The 17496-nt window shown below is 61.3% G+C and carries 9 protein-coding genes; 7 read left to right on the top strand and 2 right to left on the bottom strand.

Features of this window, described 5'->3' with window-relative positions:
• The first annotated feature begins 396 nt into the window (after positions 1-396).
• The 4 genes from AB8841_RS19995 to argC all read left to right on the top strand — a co-directional run bounded on the left by AB8841_RS19995 (position 397) and on the right by argC (position 10829).
• Entirely contained in the window at positions 397-828 is a 432-nt protein-coding gene (locus AB8841_RS19995; RefSeq protein WP_370437552.1) for a hypothetical protein, read from the top strand.
• Between the two features lie 582 nt (positions 829-1410).
• On the top strand, positions 1411-1842 hold the full coding sequence (locus tag AB8841_RS19990; protein ID WP_370437551.1) for a hypothetical protein: 432 nt from the start codon (positions 1411-1413) through the stop codon (positions 1840-1842).
• Between the two features lie 421 nt (positions 1843-2263).
• Positions 2264-9430, top strand: coding sequence for a S8 family serine peptidase (locus AB8841_RS19985; RefSeq protein WP_370437550.1), 7167 nt, complete (start codon positions 2264-2266; stop codon positions 9428-9430).
• 430 nt (positions 9431-9860) lie between these two features.
• On the top strand, positions 9861-10829 hold the full coding sequence (gene argC, locus AB8841_RS19980; RefSeq protein ID WP_370437549.1) for an N-acetyl-gamma-glutamyl-phosphate reductase: 969 nt from the start codon (positions 9861-9863) through the stop codon (positions 10827-10829).
• 213 nt (positions 10830-11042) lie between these two features.
• Here argC and AB8841_RS19975 read toward each other — a convergent pair whose 3' ends face one another.
• Positions 11043-11927 carry a fumarylacetoacetate hydrolase family protein gene (locus tag AB8841_RS19975; protein WP_370437548.1) on the bottom strand — a complete coding sequence of 295 codons (885 nt, stop codon included), beginning with the start codon at positions 11925-11927 and terminating at the stop codon, positions 11043-11045.
• A gap of 383 nt (positions 11928-12310) precedes the next feature.
• Here AB8841_RS19975 and AB8841_RS19970 point away from each other — a divergent pair, with 383 nt between their 5' ends.
• Complete coding sequence (locus AB8841_RS19970) at positions 12311-13624, top strand: OmpP1/FadL family transporter (RefSeq protein ID WP_370437547.1); 1314 nt, start codon at positions 12311-12313, stop codon at positions 13622-13624.
• 201 nt (positions 13625-13825) lie between these two features.
• Here the strand turns inward: AB8841_RS19970 and AB8841_RS19965 are convergent, their stop codons facing one another.
• Complete coding sequence (locus tag AB8841_RS19965; RefSeq protein WP_370437546.1) at positions 13826-15631, bottom strand: PHA/PHB synthase family protein; 1806 nt, start codon at positions 15629-15631, stop codon at positions 13826-13828.
• A 102-nt stretch (positions 15632-15733) separates the two neighbouring features.
• Between AB8841_RS19965 and AB8841_RS19960 the strand changes: the two genes are divergently transcribed.
• Both AB8841_RS19960 and AB8841_RS19955 read left to right on the top strand, forming a co-directional pair.
• Entirely contained in the window at positions 15734-16147 is a 414-nt protein-coding gene (locus tag AB8841_RS19960) for a hypothetical protein (protein WP_370437545.1), read from the top strand.
• Positions 16148-16188: 41 nt separating this feature from the next.
• Entirely contained in the window at positions 16189-17409 is a 1221-nt protein-coding gene (locus AB8841_RS19955) for an LL-diaminopimelate aminotransferase (protein WP_370437544.1), read from the top strand.
• Positions 17410-17496: the final 87 nt, after the last annotated feature.

Raw genomic sequence — 17496 nt, 5'->3', positions numbered from 1 at the left:
CACGAAGAATCCAATGCTGCTGGGGACTTCTGGCAATATTCCTCATCAGCGTGTTTGAGCATCGCAGGAGCGATAACGGTAGCGAGCGGCGGTGCTGCAACGCCCGCCTCAGGTGTTTTCGGGGGGCTCATGAGATGGGACTTTGCACAAGCTCTCTCCATGGAGAACCAAGCGCAAGGAGCCGGCAGGTTCGGACTCGTGCGGAAACGACCGCCTTCGCATCGCAATGCCCGTAGAACCCGACCTACCTGAATGAATAGGTTCCTATGGCGCGTTCACGCGCTACAAGGGGCGATAAGGGGCATTCGCGCAACCTGTGGCCTCCGTCATGAGCACACCACCGGCTGGCGGGGCTACTGGCGACGCTCAACAGGTGATGCTGATAGGGGTGTTTCCATGCAGTTGGAAACAGAAGAAGTGCAGCAGAAACCGAAACGCTTGACCCTATTCGGTGGATTTCGGTTTCATCAATCCGTGAAACACTTGATTGCGTTGGTCGTGACAGGGCTCGTCGCCATGTGCAGGTTTGGCGAGGAACTCGGTATCCCGAGAATCGGGTCAACATCGATATTAACGCTACTTCTATTGTTAGCATTCATATATAGAAAAAAGATACTAGAAGTGCATTATACCAACAAAATACCATTCCAAAAAAGCGCGATAATAATTATGACTTATATTGCCTGCTTAGTTTGTTCTGCTGTCGGAATTTACTCCGGCGATATCCTTGGAGACAGTGCTGCGCTGTTATCTAAAGTTATGTTTTGGCTACTTGTTTCACCTATGCTTTACTTGATTACGATTGATGCATTCGGAGATCGTGATTGATCTAACTCTACGAAAACAGGAAGCCTGCATGTCCCCGGAACCAGTAGAAGCGAATATTGCAGACCCCAATCTTGTGCAAGTAGCCTCATCCCTTCTCCCAGGATCTCCGGGTGCGCCACCACCCTGGGGCCTTCCGGCAATCCCCTGCCGCGCAATCCGAATGACGGCAGCAGCCCACCCACACCAGGGTCTCCCCCAACTCCAGGCGACCCGCCACCACCCCCGAAAAGTGGCTCCCAGGAATGGCATGATCGTCTTCAGAAATTAGGGGAGGACCTGAATCTTGCCTCAGACAGAGGCGCGCACAATGGCGCAGGCCATATTGCAGCAGGAAACGCGATGTCGAGATTTAACATCGCGACAAGGAGCCGGCAGATTTGGGGTGCGCAAAAACGACCGCCTTTGCCTGCCAATGCCCGCAGTAGCTGCCCTATATAAACGAATAGTTTCCTATTATTCGTCCGCGCGCTACAAGAGGTGATAAGGGGAATTCGCACAATCTGTGGCCTCCGTCATGAGCACACCACCGGCTGGCGGTGCTACTGGCGACGCAAAACAGGTGATGCTGATAGGGGTGTTTCCATGTGGTTGGAAACAGAAGAAGTGCAACAGAAACCGAAGCGCACCACCTTCTTCCGTAGATTCCGAACCGATCAATTCATGAAACACATGATTGCATTCGCCGTGACAGGGCTCGTCGCCATGTGCAGGTTTGACGAAGAACTCGGCATTCCAAAAGATATCTCAATATTGGTTATAGTAACTTTGTTCATAATGGCTTATATATTTAGAAAGAGAATTTTTATAATAAATGAAAAAAGACAAAGATTTACTAATGAGAAAAAAGCGATTGTTATTGTATATTTCTTAAGCATAGTTTCTTCTATAGCAGCTCTTTATTATGATCATATCTTCGGTATTCCATCAAGACTAGCTTATAAAATAGTATCATTAATACCTATACTGCCAATACTTTATTTTGTTGTGCTTGATATTTTCAAGCCTCGTATCTGATATTATCATATAAAAGCAGGGGGGCTGAATGTCAGTAGAACTAACGGAAGAGAATACTTGCGACACCAATATCATACAAGTAAACTTATCCCTTCTCCCAGGATCTCCGGGTGCACCGCCGCAATGGGACCCGTCTAGTTCGCCACCACAGCGCCGTCCGAACGACGGCAGTACTCCGCCCTCGCCGGGATCTCCTCCCACGCCCGGAGATCCGCCGCCGCCACCCAAGAGCGGTTCGCAAGAGATTAGTGATCGCCTCAAACAATTATCAGACGATCTGGGAGAGGCGTCAGCCCTTGCACAGGATGCTGCGTTGGCATTGGGTGGAGTGACATGGGGCCTAGCAAGGTTGGGTAATCCAGCAGCTATCGCCACTGGCCTGGCGGCGGGAGCCTTAGAAGGCCTGAGTGTAGCCGCACATGTGGGATCCCGCGCTGTTGGCTTTGGATCTAGAGCAACCGCTGCAGATCCCTTCGTCCTCGACCTCGACGGCGATGGCGTCGAATTCGGTCAGCTCTCGGTCGCCTTCGACATCGACGGCGACGGCTATCTTGAACAGACTGTCTGGATTGCTTCGGATGACGGCATCCTGGTCCTCGACGAGGGCCTGGACGGCATCATCGGCAGCTATTCCGAGTTGGCCTTCACGGCAGGCGGGCCCGGAACGACGGACCTCGACCGGCTGCGCGGCTTCGACAGCAATCATGACGGCGTGTTCAGCACAGCCGATTCCCGCTTCGCCGAGTTCAGGGTATGGCGCGACCTCAACCAGAACGGCATTTCGGATGCGGGCGAACTCCTGACGCTGTCCGAGCTCGGCATCACGTCCATCGACCTGACCGGCACACCGGTCGATCCGTCGGGCGGCAACGTCTCGTACTGGGCAGACCTCAACGGAAACGGCCTCATCGATGCAGGCGAGGTCTTCGCAGATGCGGCCGATGCTCCTGCCGGCGCCATCGCCATCCAGGATGTCGGAGATGGGCTGATTCTCAACGCGACCGGCGTCACGACGCAGACCGGCACGATCGCGGCCTACAGCGTGGGGCTCGATTTCAACTCGGATGGGATCGCCACCAATATCCAGGGCAGCGATATCGTCCAGACTCATGAAGATGGCCGGGTCGACAGGTACTATCTTGTTTCGGTCGAAACCGGACAAAGCGTCGATGTCACCGGAACGAATTATGCAGGCGCCTTCGGGGCCGCGGGCGACGATGTCCTCGTTGCATCGGATGATAGAAACGTCATGTTCGTTGGTGCGGCGGGTCACGACATCCTGACCGGCGGCAGCGGTAACGACACGCTGATGGGGGGCGTCGGATCGGACATCCTCCACGGCGGTGAAGGCGACGATACTCTGATCATCGATGCAAGCGACCTGTCGACGAACATCAGCGGCGGCGGTGGGAGAGACACCGTTTTCGTCGAAACCGAGGGTGGCGTGTCACTCGATCTCGTGCAGACCGAGGTCGAGGTGGCTTATGGAAATGCGGGCAACGATGCCTTCACGGCTACGGGCAGCACAGTTTCTGTCATCCTGAATGGCGGAGCCGGCAACGACAGCCTGACGGGCGGAAACGACGACGACCTTCTGTCCGGCGATGAGGGAGCTGACATCCTCTCGGGCGGTGACGGCGACGATATCTTGATGATCGACGCGCAGGACGTCGCCATCGACGGAGGGGATGGCAACGACGTGGTCTTCGTGACGTCTTCGGATGCGGTCACCCTGGATCTGACCGCCACGTCCATCGAGTTCGCCTTCGGCCATGATGGTGACGATGTCTTCACGGCGACCGGCCCGACAAACGTGGTGATGGGCGGCGGCGGCGGCAGCGACACGCTCATGGCTGGAAGCGGCGACGACCGCCTCATGGGCGAGGCTGGAAACGACGTCCTGAACGGCGGCGGCGGCCTGGACGTGGCGATCTTCTCCGGCAATGCCGATGACTACACCATCGTGGCGACCGCCGATGGCTATACGGTCACCGACAATGCCGGTGACGATGGGACGGACCAGCTCGAAAGTATCGAGCGGCTGGTCTTTGCCGACCAGACTATCCACCTGGATGGGACAAACAACACCCCCCGCGCCTGGGGTGAGCTATGGCGCCTGCGCGATACCGGTGGTGCCATGCTCCTCACCGGCGAAGCCTTGACGGAGAATGACCGCGACGCGGATTCCGACGCTCTGAAGGTCACCGCCATTGCCCGCGCCGAAGGCGGAGACGTTTCGATCACCAAGACCGGTGACGTGCTCTTCGACGCCAATGGCTCGGCGGGTGTTCACGGCAGCTTCGCCTATCAGGTCTCGGACGGGCATGGAGGCACTGCCTGGGCGACGTCGCAGCTCGAGATTTCGGCACCGCTTCCAGAAGACGAGCTGTTCCCTTTCCAATGGGCGCTCGAGGCGCTGAACGTCTATGACGTTTGGGACGACTACACCGGCACGGGGGTCAAGGTTGCGATTCACGACAGTGGCATCGACAGCAATCATCCGGACCTTGCTCCGAACTACAACGCGGCGCTGAGCCAGAACTACGGCTCGGGCGGCCACGGCACGATGATGGCCGGCCTGGTCGCGGGCGCTCGAAACGGAACGGGGATGGTCGGCGTCGCCTATGGATCGACTCTCATCGGGAACGATCAGCCCAATCTGTTCGAGGGTTACGACCGCTTCGCAAATGTGGATATCGTCAGCAACAGCTGGACGACGAGTTCGGATTACCGGCAGAGCATCAGGGCTGATGCGCAATCGGGACGCGGCGGTCTGGGAACCATCACTCTCTTCGCTGCCGGCAACGAGGCAGCGCAGGGAATCGACGTCAACCAGTACGCCAATCAGAGTTCACGGCACGCCATCACGGTCGGTGCCATCGATGCGGACGGCACGGTTGCCGCCTACAGCAATCGCGGAACATCCATCCTGGTCGTCGCGCCGGGGACGGCTGTTCTCAGCACCGACGACCCGGGAGCGGACGGCTACAGCAACGCCGATGGGGTGCTGGGCGCCGATTACGCAACGGGAAGCGGCACATCCGCGAGCACGCCACTCGTGGCTGGCGTCGTCGCCCTGATGCTCGATGCCAATCCCCTGTTGGGATGGCGCGACGTGCAGGAGATCCTGGCCTATTCCGCCTGGAACACCGATCCGACAAACACCAGCTGGATCACCAATGGCGCAAGCAACTGGAACGGTGGCGGCCTCCACGTCAGCCGCGACTATGGCTTCGGTCTCGTTGATGCTCGCGCGGCCGTTCGCCTTGCAGAGACCTGGACGAAGACCAGCACCTCGGCGAACGAGATCTCCGCGGCCTACACGGCTGCCGTCAACCGGGACATTCCGGACAACACGGGCGCGTCAGTCGCGGGCTCGATCAATGTCTCCGACCAGATCGAGATCGATCACGTCGAGGTGACGATCGATCTCAATCACACCAATGTCGGCGATCTTGTCGTTGAGCTTGTCTCGCCCGACGGCACCAAGAGCCGGCTCATCGATCGTCTGGAAGTTGACCCCGGCAGCCTGACGGACCGCGGCGCGACGAACGACACATTGACCAAAACCTATGCAAGCGTTCAAAACTGGGGCGAACTCAGTCAAGGCGATTGGACTCTGATCGTCCGGGATGCCGCAACCGGCGAGATCGGCCATGTGAACAGCTGGTCGCTCAAGATCTACGGCGACGCTGCTTCCAACGACGACATCTACGTCTATACGGCCGATTACGGAAGCCTGACGTCCGGCGCCGATGCCGCGCGCCGCGTCCTGAGCGATGGCGCCGGACATGACGTCATCAACGCGTCTGCGATCTTCCAGAACGCGGTGCTCGACCTGCAACAGGGCCATACCGGTCAACTTGCAGGCAACAACCTGACCATCGCAGTCGGAACGGTCATTGAAGACGCCTATTTGGGTGATGGCGATGATCGAGTGATCGGAAACGAAGTTGCCAACCTTCTTTCCGGTGGCCGAGGCAACGACACGCTGAGCGGAGGAGCCGGCAGCGACACCCTCAATGGCGGTCAAGGTGTCGATACCGCCAGCTATGTAGCATCGGCCGCCGCGGTTTCGATCGATCTCTCGGCCGGTGCAGTCAGCGGCGGTGATGCCCAAGGGGATGTCCTGATCGCCATCGAGAACTTGGAGGGGTCTGGATTCGACGACAGCCTCATGGGCGACGGCCAGGATAACGCTCTTGTGGGCGGAGTCGGAGACGACACGCTCGGCGGCATCGCCGGCGAGGACGTTCTCCGCGGTGAAGCAGGCGACGACGTCTTGTCCGGAGGAGATGGAGAGGACACGCTCTCGGGTGGTGCAGGCGACGATCGGATTGATGGGGGGAGGGGTGTCGATACCGCCTGCTTCACGGGATTGTGGTCCGACCATACGATTACATTCGATGGCGGCACCACCATTGTTGCCGGATTCGACGGAACGGATCTCCTCACGGCCGTCGAATTCCTGACCTTCCAGGACAGGACGATCTATATCGGGGGCAGCAACACTGCGCCGACGGCAACGCCGATCTTCCGGACCCTTACCCAGCGACCGGCACTCACTCTGACAGGAGCTGAATTGCTGCAAGGGACGCATGATGCCGACGGAGATGAGCTCAGCCTATTTGCGGCTTATGCATCGAGCCATGGACTTGTGACTCTGACGAGCGGCGGAGACATCCGCTTCACGATCGATCCGGATTTCGTCGGAACGACGACATTCGACTACACTGTGTCCGACGGCAAGGGCGGTATCGCCACCGCGACAATATCCTTGACGGTCGATGCCGTTGCCACTTTCAACGGCACATCGGGCAACGACGTTTTCCTTGGCCTGGGAAGCGCCGAAACGGCTTATGGAAACGACGGAAACGACTGGCTCGACGGAGGGTATGGAATCGATAGCCTCTTCGGCGGGGCAGGCGATGATACGCTCATCGGTGGCCCTGGGGCCGACCACCTCGACGGCGGAGATGGCGTCGATACGCTCAGTTACGGAATTGCCACTGCGGCGGTGGTTGTGAACCTGTCCACTGGTGCAGGCAATACCGGTGACAGCTTTACCGGATTCGAGATCGTCATCGGATCGATGCACAATGATGTTCTCACGGGCGATGCCTATGCGAACACGTTGGATGGAGGATCGGGGAACGACACACTCGATGGAGCTGGCGGAGCCGACAGCCTCTTTGGTGGCGACGGGAGCGACTCGCTCGATGGCGGAGCCGGGACGGACACTCTTGTCGGCGGCGAGGGAAGCGATCTTCTCTTCGGGGGGAGCAATGGTGACTCGCTGATCGGCGGCACGGGCAACGATACGCTTTTGGGCGGTGCCGGAGGGGATACTCTCAGCGGGGGTGGGGGCGTCGACGTCGCAAGTTATCGAGATGCCACATCGGCCGTTACGATCGATCTGGCAGCGGGCACGAAGTCCGGGAACGCTGATGTCAGCGGTGACGTCTATATCGGCATCGAGGGCCTTGAAGGCGGGATCTTCAATGACAAGCTAACCGGCGATAGTGGTGCGAATCTTCTTATAGGCAATGCCGGTAACGATACTCTGACCGGAGGAGCAGGCAGCGATACGTTGGCAGGCGGTACCGGCATCGACTCTCTGGTCGGCGGATCTGGCCTGGATACCTACCTGTTCAACCTCGGAGACGGGGAAGACGTGGTCTATGACACCGGATCCGATCCGGGTGATGTGCTCCAGTTTGGTGCGGGAATATCGGCGGCGCAGGTTATTGTCAGCCAAGCAGGCTCTGGTCAGGACCTCCTCCTGACGATCGGCACCGACAAGGTGACTCTGGACAAGACAGCTTACAGCTCTCTGAATCGGATCGAGGAGGTGCACTTTGCTGACGGCACGATCTGGACCTATGCCCAGCTCTTCGACATGGCCACGACCGCAACCGCGGGCAACGACGTCTTCTATGGGGACGAGCGTGCCAACAGCCTCGGTGGTGCAGCTGGCAACGACAGCCTCTACGGCGGATCAGGCGCCGATACGCTCTCCGGCGGGATCGGGAACGACTTCCTTCAGGGCGCCTCGGGCAGTGATACTTACGTTTTCAATGCCGGAGATGGCCAGGACACCGTCAGCGACTATGGCTTCGGCAGCGGGGACCTGGATATCCTCCAGTTCGGGGCCGGCATCAGCGCTTCCAACGTGATTGTCAGCCAGGCTGGCGCGGGGCGCGATCTCGTGCTGACCATCGGCACCGATAAGGTCACGCTGGATGACGCTATCTACAGCAGTTACGACTGGATCGAGGAGGTGCGCTTCGCTGACGGCACGATCTGGACCTATGCCCATCTCTTCGACATGGCCACGACTGCAACTGCGGGCAACGATGTCTTCTACGGCGACGAGCGCGCCAACAGCCTCGGTGGTGCAGCTGGCAACGACAGCCTCTACGGGGCATCCGGGGATGACACGCTGACAGGCGGGGTGGGCAACGACTCCCTGAACGGAGGTAATGGCAGCGATACCTACCGGTTCGTCCGCGGAGACGGCCAGGACATCATCTACGACAATGGCGTCGGCAGCGGTGATGTGGATATCCTGCTGCTGGGAGCCGGTATCGGCACGACCGATATCACCGTGACAGAGGCTGGCTCCGGACACGACCTCGTCCTGACGATTGGACCGGACAAGATCACGTTCGACGAGGCAATCTATGGCTCCTCCAACCGGATCGAAGAAGTCCATTTTGCAGACGGCACCGTCTGGACCTATGCCCAGATGCTCGACATGGCGACAGTCGCCACCTCCGGGAGCGACGTCCTCTACGGCGATGAGCGGGCTAACGCTCTGAGCGGCGGGGCCGGCAACGATAGCCTGTATGGCGGGTCCGGCAGCGATACCCTTGCCGGCGGCACTGGAAACGACTTCCTGCGCGGCGACAGCGGTAGCGATACGTATGTGTTCAACGTCGGCGATGGCCAGGACATCGTCAGCGATTACGGATTCGGCAGCGGCGATGTGGATGTGTTGCAGTTTGGGTCTGGCATCAGTGCCGCCAACGTGACCGTCAACCAGGCGGACTCGGGACGCGACCTCGTCCTGACCATCGGTACCGATAAGGTCACGCTGGATGACGCGGTCAATAGTACCTACTACCGGATCGAGGACGTTCGCCTCGCCGACGGCACGACCTGGACCTATGCCCAGCTGTTCGACATGGCGACGGCCGCCACATCCGGGAACGACTTGTTCTACGGCGACGAGCGCGCCAACAGCCTCGGTGGCGGGGCTGGAAACGATACGCTGAGCGGCGGATCCGGAAACGACACGCTCGTTGGTGGAGCCGGCAATGATTCCCTGACAGGCGGATTGAACTCGGACACATTCGTCTTCGCTGCCGGCTTTGGGGTGGATGTGATCACCGACTTCAAGGCCGGCGCGAACACGGACGACGTCATCGAGTTCTCGACAGCCGTGTTCTCCGGTTATGCCGCCGTGCTCGCAGCTTCCGCGCAATCCGGCAGCAATGTCGTGATCACGGCCGGCGCCGGCCATACGATCACCCTGAAGAACGTGACCCTCTCAAGTCTCCATGCGGACGATTTCCGCTTTGTCTAGCTCATCGTTCTTGCGAAAAACCGGTTCCCACTTTTGCGTTCGATGCTCCCTCCTTAGATGAGCGCATCGTTTGAGCGGAAAACCGGAGCCACTTTTCCGCACGATGCGCTCGGATCGGAACAAGAGGTTCGCTTGGCGCAAATCCGGAATTCGAGGACATCCTTCAGGTGAGACCCGGCCGAAGGGGGTTGTTCCTCAGTCAGGCTTGTTGACAAAAGGCCGCCCGCCTCGCCATAAATGTCCGATGAACCAGAGCCTTGCCATCATCCGACGCCGATCGATCGCCGCCCCGGCGCGCGTGCGATGACGGCCGTCTAAATGGCCTGACCGCAAGCCGCGCAATGCATCGCGCGGCTTTTTTATTTCTCCAGAACTCTTTCGGCGTTATTGGCTTTAGCCTGATTGGCGACCACAGGTGGATCGGATCGACATGACAACCATGACCCACAATTCCAGCGCTCTCAGCCAGGGCGCGAAGACGGTCTTCATCGACGGCGAGGCGGGCACGACCGGCCTCGGCATCCGTGAGCGCCTGCAGGGCGTCCCGGGCGTGGCGATCAGGAGCATCGAGTCTGCGCGCCGTAAGGATCCGGAAGCCAAGCGCGAGATCCTGGCGGATGTCGATCTCGTCGTGCTCTGCCTCCATGACGACGCGGCCCGGGAGACGGTTTCCCTCGTGGAGGGCTTGAGCGGGAAGAAGCCGAAGATCCTCGACGCCAGCACGGCCCACCGGGTCGCGCCAGGCTGGGTCTACGGCTTTGCGGAGCTGACCTCCGAGCAGAAGGATGCCGTCGCCTCGGCGGAGCGCGTCGCCAACCCGGGCTGCTACCCGACAGGGGCCATTGCGCTCCTGCGGCCCCTCGTCGATGCAGGCCTGATTCCGGCCGATTACCCGATCAGCGTGAACGCGGTCAGTGGCTATAGCGGCGGCGGGCGCGCCATGATCGAGGCGTACGAGGCGGGCACGGCCCCGGCCTTCGAGCTCTACGGCCTCGGTTTCGAGCATAAGCACGTGCCTGAGCTTCAGGCATATACCGGCCTGACCCGGCGACCGATCTTCATCCCGTCCGTCGGCAATTTCCGCCAGGGCATGCTGGTGAGCGTTCCTCTCCACCTCGACCTGCTGCCGGGCAAGCCCAAGGCGGGGGATCTCGAGGCGGCGCTCATGGAGCGCTACCCGGGAGAGGGCCTCGTCAGCGTGGTGCCGACGATTGCGAATGCCAGGACGATCGAGCGGATCGAGCCCGAGGCGCTCAACGACACGGACCGTCTGGAACTCTTCGTGTTCAAGCACGACAGCTACAACCACGCAGTGCTCGTCGCGCGCCTCGACAATCTCGGCAAGGGCGCGTCGGGCGCCGCCGTTCAGAATATCGAGCTCATGCTCGGGCTGACCTGAGGAACTGGAGCATAAGACGCAGATGGCCGCCCCCGGATCGAGTCCGGGGGCGGCCATGCCGAAATGCGTGTTATGACCACCTCCGCCGTCGTGCCGGGCCTTGAGCCGGGCATCCACGTCTTTGACCGGCGGCGGTTCATGAAGACGTGGATGGCCGTGACGCGCACGGCCATGACGAGAGGGGCGTGAGACATCAGCCCGACCGGGGCTGAATCAATGGCCTTTATGGTGCTTGCTGGTATCCAGCGCGCTTCCCTCGAAGGCGACGACGCGCTGGCGCTGCTCGCCGAGGCCCTCGATGCCCAGGCTCACGACGTCTCCCGCCTTGAGAAAGCGCTGCGGCTTCATGCCCATTCCGACGCCGGGCGGCGTTCCCGTGGTGATCACGTCGCCGGGTTCGAGGATCATGAAGTGCGAAACGTAGGACACGATCTGCGCTACGTTGAAGATCATGGTCTTTGTAGAGCCGGTCTGCATGCGCTCGCCGTTCACGTCGAGCCACATGGAAAGGTTCTGCGGAGCCGGGACTTCGTCCTTGGTCACGAGCCAGGGACCGAGGGGTCCGAAGGTGGGGCAGCCCTTGCCCTTGGTCCATGTGCCGCCGCGCTCGATCTGGTATTCACGCTCCGAGACGTCGTTGCAGATGCAGTAGCCCGCCACGAAGTCGAGCGCCTCGTTCGCCCCGACATAGGACGCGCGCTCGCCGATGACGATGGCGAGCTCGACCTCCCAGTCGGTCTTCTCGGACTTGCGGGGCAGGATCGTATCGTCGTTCGGGCCGACGATGCAGGACGGCGCCTTGTTGAAGATGATCGGCTCCGCCGGGATGGCGGCACCCGTTTCCGCGGCGTGGTCGGCGTAGTTCAACCCGATGGCGATGAAGTTGCCCACCTGCCCGACGCAGGCGCCGATGCGCTGTCCGTCCGGGGCGAGGGGGAGTGTGTCGGGGTCGATGGCGCGAATCCGCGACAGGCTCTCCGCCGACAGGGTCGCGCCGGTGATGTCGGGGATCGTCCCGGAGAGATCTCGGATCTGTCCTCGGGCATCGACGATTCCCGGCTTCTCGTGTCCGGCTTCTCCAAATCTCACCAGTTTCATCAAGTGCTCCTATCCATAACGGGCCAATTCCAATGTGGCGCATTCACGCCCGCCTACAATGCATGTTCCCGGCACAAATATGTTGCTGTTTTGCCACGAGCATGGAGAAAGCGTGAGATTTCCCCCGGCCACGTCGGCGCGCCGCAAGTGCATTTCGCATCCATCAATACGCTTGTTTGCCTAGGATGGGACCGTAACGTATCGTATTCATGCCGGTTGTTCTTTCGAATTCTCATGTAATTCGCAGAAACGGGCTTCAGTATTCGGTCTATACGGAGGCCCGAGCGAAAGCTGGCCTGGAGATTGCGGCGAAAATTGAGCATGGCACAGTGGCCGTTCAAGCGGGATTCCCGCAACAAAACAGAAAAGGGCAGGAAACCTCCATGAGCCGTTTCAACCGTTCTTTGTCCCTCGCCGCAGTCTCCTTCGCAGCCCTCATCGCCGCGCAGGGCGGAGCCCAGGCCGGCGCCTTCGGGCTGCGTGAGCAGAGCGCCACCGCGCAGGGCTTTTCGTTCGCCGGCGCGGCCTCGGGCTCGGGCTATCTCTCGTCGATGTTCTGGAACCCCGCCGTCATCACGATGTCGCCGGGCTGGAACAACGAATGGCATCTGTCGCTGATCCTTCCGCGCGTCGACATCAAGCCCGATCCCACGCAGACGCCGACCGCATTTTTCGGCGCTTCCGGCGATATCGGCCAGGATGCGATCGTGCCGACCGGCTTCAGCTCCTACCAGGTCAACGACAGCCTCTGGATCGGTCTTTCCACCACGGCTCCCTATGGTCTCGTCACGGACCCCCGGGAGAACTGGGCCGGTCAGGTCTATTCCCGCTCATCCCGGATCTTCTCCGTGAACGTCAACCCGGTCGTCGGCGTGAAGGTGACCGATTGGCTGTCCGTCGCCGCGGGCCCGACGTTCCAGTATTTCGACATCCGATTGAAGAGCGCCGTAGGTGTCAGCCCCGGTCAGCCGAGCGGTGTTCTGGAGGGTGACGATTTCGGCGTCGGCTTCACGGCCGGCGTGACGCTCACTCCCTTCATCGGAACGACGATCGGTCTCGGCTATCGCTCGTCCGTCGAGCACGACCTCGAAGGATCCTTCACGCTTCCCGCAGGCGTCGTCGCCCCGGTTGCCGTTCGCACCCCGATCAACGCGACCCTGAAGACCCCGGATCAGCTCACCCTCGGCCTCTCGCAGGTGATCACCCCGAACATGACGGTCCATCTCGGCTTCGAGTGGACGAACTGGAGCATTCTCAAGACGCCGATCGTCACGAGCGCCGCGACCGGAGCGCCCGTTCAGGCGCTCCCGCTCAACTACAAGGACGGCTATTTCTATTCGCTCGGCCTGGAGTACAGGGTGGATCCGCAATGGACCCTCCGGGCCGGTGTCGCCTATGAGGACTCGCCGATCGACACGAAGATCCGCTCCACCCGTCTGCCCGACAACGACCGGATCTGGGCCTCGATCGGCGTGGGCTACCAGTGGAGCGACAAGCTCTCCTTCGACCTCGCCTATACCCACATCTTCACGAAGGACACGGATATCCGCATCGTCGAGGGCCATCAGGACTTCCGCCCCGGCCTGCCCTTCGTGGCCGACGTGGATTCGAGCGTCGATATCATTTCGGCGGCTGTGCGATACCGCTGGGACGATGCGAAGGTGGCCATCCCGGCCCCGATCGTGCGCAAGTACTGAGAGCCGGAAGGTTCACATTAAAAAGGCCGGCGTCATCGCCGGCCTTTTTCGTTCGGTGCTTGGGGAGAGCATCGGACGTGAAAAGTGGATTTGCACTGTTGGGATCAATTCGATGCTCCCTTCCTGGAAAGAGCGTATCGTTCTTGCGAAAAACCGGTTCCCACTTTTCGCACGATGCGCTTGGCCGGGAAGGCTCCTGTCTCAAGCCCTGGCCAGGACATAGGTGCCCGGCGCATCGCAGAGCGGCTCCAGCTTGCCGGCGCCCGGCTCGCGCGCCGGGACTGTCCTGGGAGCCTGCTTCTCGATCCACGCGAACCAGTAGGGCCACCAGGAGCCCGGCGTTTCTTCGGCGGCCGCGACCCAGTCCTCCAACTCGCCCTCGACCGGGCCTCCCGTCCAGAACTGGTATTTCTGCTTGTAGGGGGCGTTTACGACACCCGCGATATGGCCCGATCCGGCCATCACGAAATCGACCGGCCCGCCGAAGGACCTCGAGCCCAGGAACACGGATCGGGCAGGGGCGATGTGATCTTCCTTCGCGGCGAGATTGAAGATCGGCACCTTGATCTTCTTCAGGTCGAGCCGCACGCCGGCAAGCTCCATCTCGCCTTTCGCGAGCTTGTTCTCGAGATAGCAGTTGCGCAGGTAGAAGGCGTGGTTCGCCGCCGGCATGCGCGTCGAATCGGAGTTCCAGTAGAGCAGGTCGAAGGCGGTGGGGGCCCGGCCTTTCATGTAGACGTTCACGACGTTCGACCAGATCAGGTCGGTCGGCCGCAGCATGTTGAAGGCATTGGCCATGTGCGAGCCTTCGAGATAGCCGCGCTTCTTCATCTGCGCCTCGACGGAGCGGATCTGCTCCTCGTCGGCGAAGACCTTCAGGTCGCCGGCATGCGTGAAGTCCACCTGCGCGGTGAAGAATGTGGCGCTGTCGATCCGCTTGTCGCGCTTGGCCGCCATGTAGGCCATGGTGACGGCGAGCAGGGTGCCGCCGACGCAATAGCCGATGGCCGTCACCTTCTTTTCGCCGGTCGCCTGCTCGACGGCATCGAGGGCCGCGAAGATACCCTCGCGCATGTAATGCTCGAAGCCCTTCTCGGAATGCTGCTCCTGGGGATTGACCCAGGAGATGCAGAACACGGTGAGCCCCTGCGCGACCGCCCAGCGGATGAAGCTTTTCTCGGGGTTGAGGTCGAGGATGTAGTATTTGTTGATCCAGGGCGGCACGATCAGAAGCGGGCGCTTGAGCACCCGTTCGGTCGTCGGGGTGTATTGGATCAGCTCGATCAGGTCGTTGCGGAAGATCACCTTGCCCGGGGTCGTCGCGATATTTTCGCCGATCTTGAAATTGCTGGGGTCCGTCTGGCGGATCTTGAGTTCGCCGCCTCCGGTCTGGATGTCCTCCGCCAGCATCGCCATGCCGCGGGCCAGATTCGCGCCGTTCTCCTTGATCGTCTCGCGGATGAGTTCCGGATTCGTCAGCAGGAAGTTCGACGGGGAAAGGGCGCTCGAAATCTGCCTGAGGTAGAACTGCGCCTTGTGGCGGGTGCGCTCGTCGAGGCCTTCCGCCTCCTCGACCATGTCCTCCGCCCATCGGGAGGAAATCAGATAGGCCTGCTTGAGGAAGTCGAAGACCGGATTGTCCGTCCATTCCGGATCGCTGAACCGGCTGTCCTTCGGTTCCGGCTCCGCGATCGGGGACACCGGCTCGCCCTGAGCCCTCTTGAGCGTCGAGGCCCAGAGATGGAGGAACTGGGAGCTGAGGCGGGCTTGCGCCTCGAAGGATTTCTGCGGGTCGCTCATCCAGGATTCCGCGACATGACCCAGGGCCTTGATCGCGTCCGAGGCGTCGCTCGCGATTTCGGGCGTGAAGCCGCGCTCCTCCAGCGGCTTCAGGTAAGCGGCCGTCGCCTTCGTGGCTCCTTCGAGGAAGCGAGCCATGTTGCGGGAGAGCTCCTCGAAGTCCGGGCCCGAGGATCGGGCCTTCTCTTCACCGTATGGCTTGTCCATAAGGCGATCTCCCTTTATCTCGCGCCATTGCCCAGGGGGCGCAATTCGAGCATCTTAGCGTTTCAGCCCCATCCTGTGCAGTCATCTCTTAGGTTACCGACAATGCGTATCCAGTTTCCTACGGTTTCCCGCCCGCCGGCCCTTCTGCTGGCGCTGCTGGTTGCTGCTAACGTCACGGCCTGTGCAGGTGGTTCCAATCCCGTGCGGGATGTCGCCGCTGCGGTGGGGGCGGGACCCAAGACCGCGCCGACGCCGGATTTCGTCGCCCGGTCGCGGCCGGGCAGCCTGGACTACATGCCCATCGGCAGGGCCGAGGAGGGACGGCCCACTCCCGCCCGCTCGGCCGCCGAGGTGAAGGCCGCGGAGGCGGAGCTCGACGCCCTGCGCGCCCGCAACGAGGCGGCCGGGACCGAGGCGGCCCGCCTCGGGGGAACGCCCCCGCCCGAGCCGGTCACGCTGCCGGTCAACACGCCGCAGAAACCTGCCCGCAAGACGAATTCCAATACCACTCGCTGACAATTATACCGGAGCGATCCGATTCCGCTCGAGGACGAACCATGTCGAACTTCTACCGCATCAAGCGCCTCCCACCTTATGTCTTCGAGCAGGTCAACCGCATCAAGGCCGCCGCCCGCGCCAACGGAGCCGACATCATCGATCTGGGCATGGGCAATCCCGACCTGCCGGCGCCGCAGCACGTCATCGACAAGCTGGTGGAGACGGTCGGCAAGCCGCGCACGGACCGCTACTCGGCCTCCAAGGGCATCTCGGGCCTGCGCCGCGCGCAGGCCGGCTATTACGAGCGCCGCTTCGGCGTGAAGCTCAACCCCGACACGCAGGTGGTGGCGACCCTGGGCTCGAAGGAAGGCTTCGCCAACATGGCGCAGGCCATCACGGAACCGGGCGACGTGATCCTGGTGCCCAATCCGAGCTATCCGATCCATGCCTTCGGGTTCCTCATGGCGGGCGGCGTGATCCGCTCCGTGCCGGCCGAGCCCACGCCGGACTTCTTCGTGGCGGCCGAGCGCGCCGTGATGCACTCGATCCCGAAGCCCGTGGCGCTCGTGGTCTGCTACCCGTCGAACCCGACGGCCTATGTCGCCTCCCTCGATTTCTACCGGGATCTCGTGGCCTTCGCCAAGAAGCACGAGCTGATCCTGCTCTCGGACCTCGCCTACTCGGAGGTCTATTTCGACGAGAACGACCCGCCCCCGTCGATCCTGCAGGTTCCCGGAGCAATCGACGTGGCCGTGGAATTCACCTCCATGTCGAAGACCTTCTCCATGGCGGGCTGGCGCATGGGCTTCGCCGTGGGCAACGAGCGCCTTCTCGCCGCGCTCGCCCGGGTGAAATCCTATCTCGATTACGGCGCCTTCACGCCGGTTCAGGTGGCGGCGACGGCGGCGCTCAACGGTCCCGAGGACTGCATCCGGGAGATGCGCGCCACCTACAAGAAGCGCCGCGACGTCCTGGTCGATTCCTTCGGCAAGGCGGGCTGGCCCGTTCCGGCCCCCAGCGCCTCCATGTTCGCGTGGGTGGAGATCCCGGAGAAGTTCCGCGGCATGGGGAGCCTCGAATTCTCCAAGCTGTTGGTGGAAAAGGCCGATGTGGCCGTCGCGCCGGGTATCGGGTTCGGCGAGCACGGCGACGATTACGTCCGGATCGCCATCGTGGAGAACGAGCAGCGCATCCGTCAGGCGGCCCGCAACATCCGCAAGTTCTTCGACAACGCGGACCAGATCCTGCACAACGTGGTCCCGATGGCACGCCGGGGTTAGAGCATCGAACGCAAAAGTGGGCACCGGTTTTGCGGAGAAAGATGCTCAAAAATATAAACCCGCTGCATCGGATGCGGGCTCGATTTC

Source organism: Microvirga sp. TS319 (assembly GCF_041276405.1).
Lineage (GTDB): Bacteria > Pseudomonadota > Alphaproteobacteria > Rhizobiales > Beijerinckiaceae > Microvirga.
The sequence above is the reverse complement of the archived record's forward strand: the minus strand, read 5'-3'. Positions and strand labels throughout refer to the sequence as shown.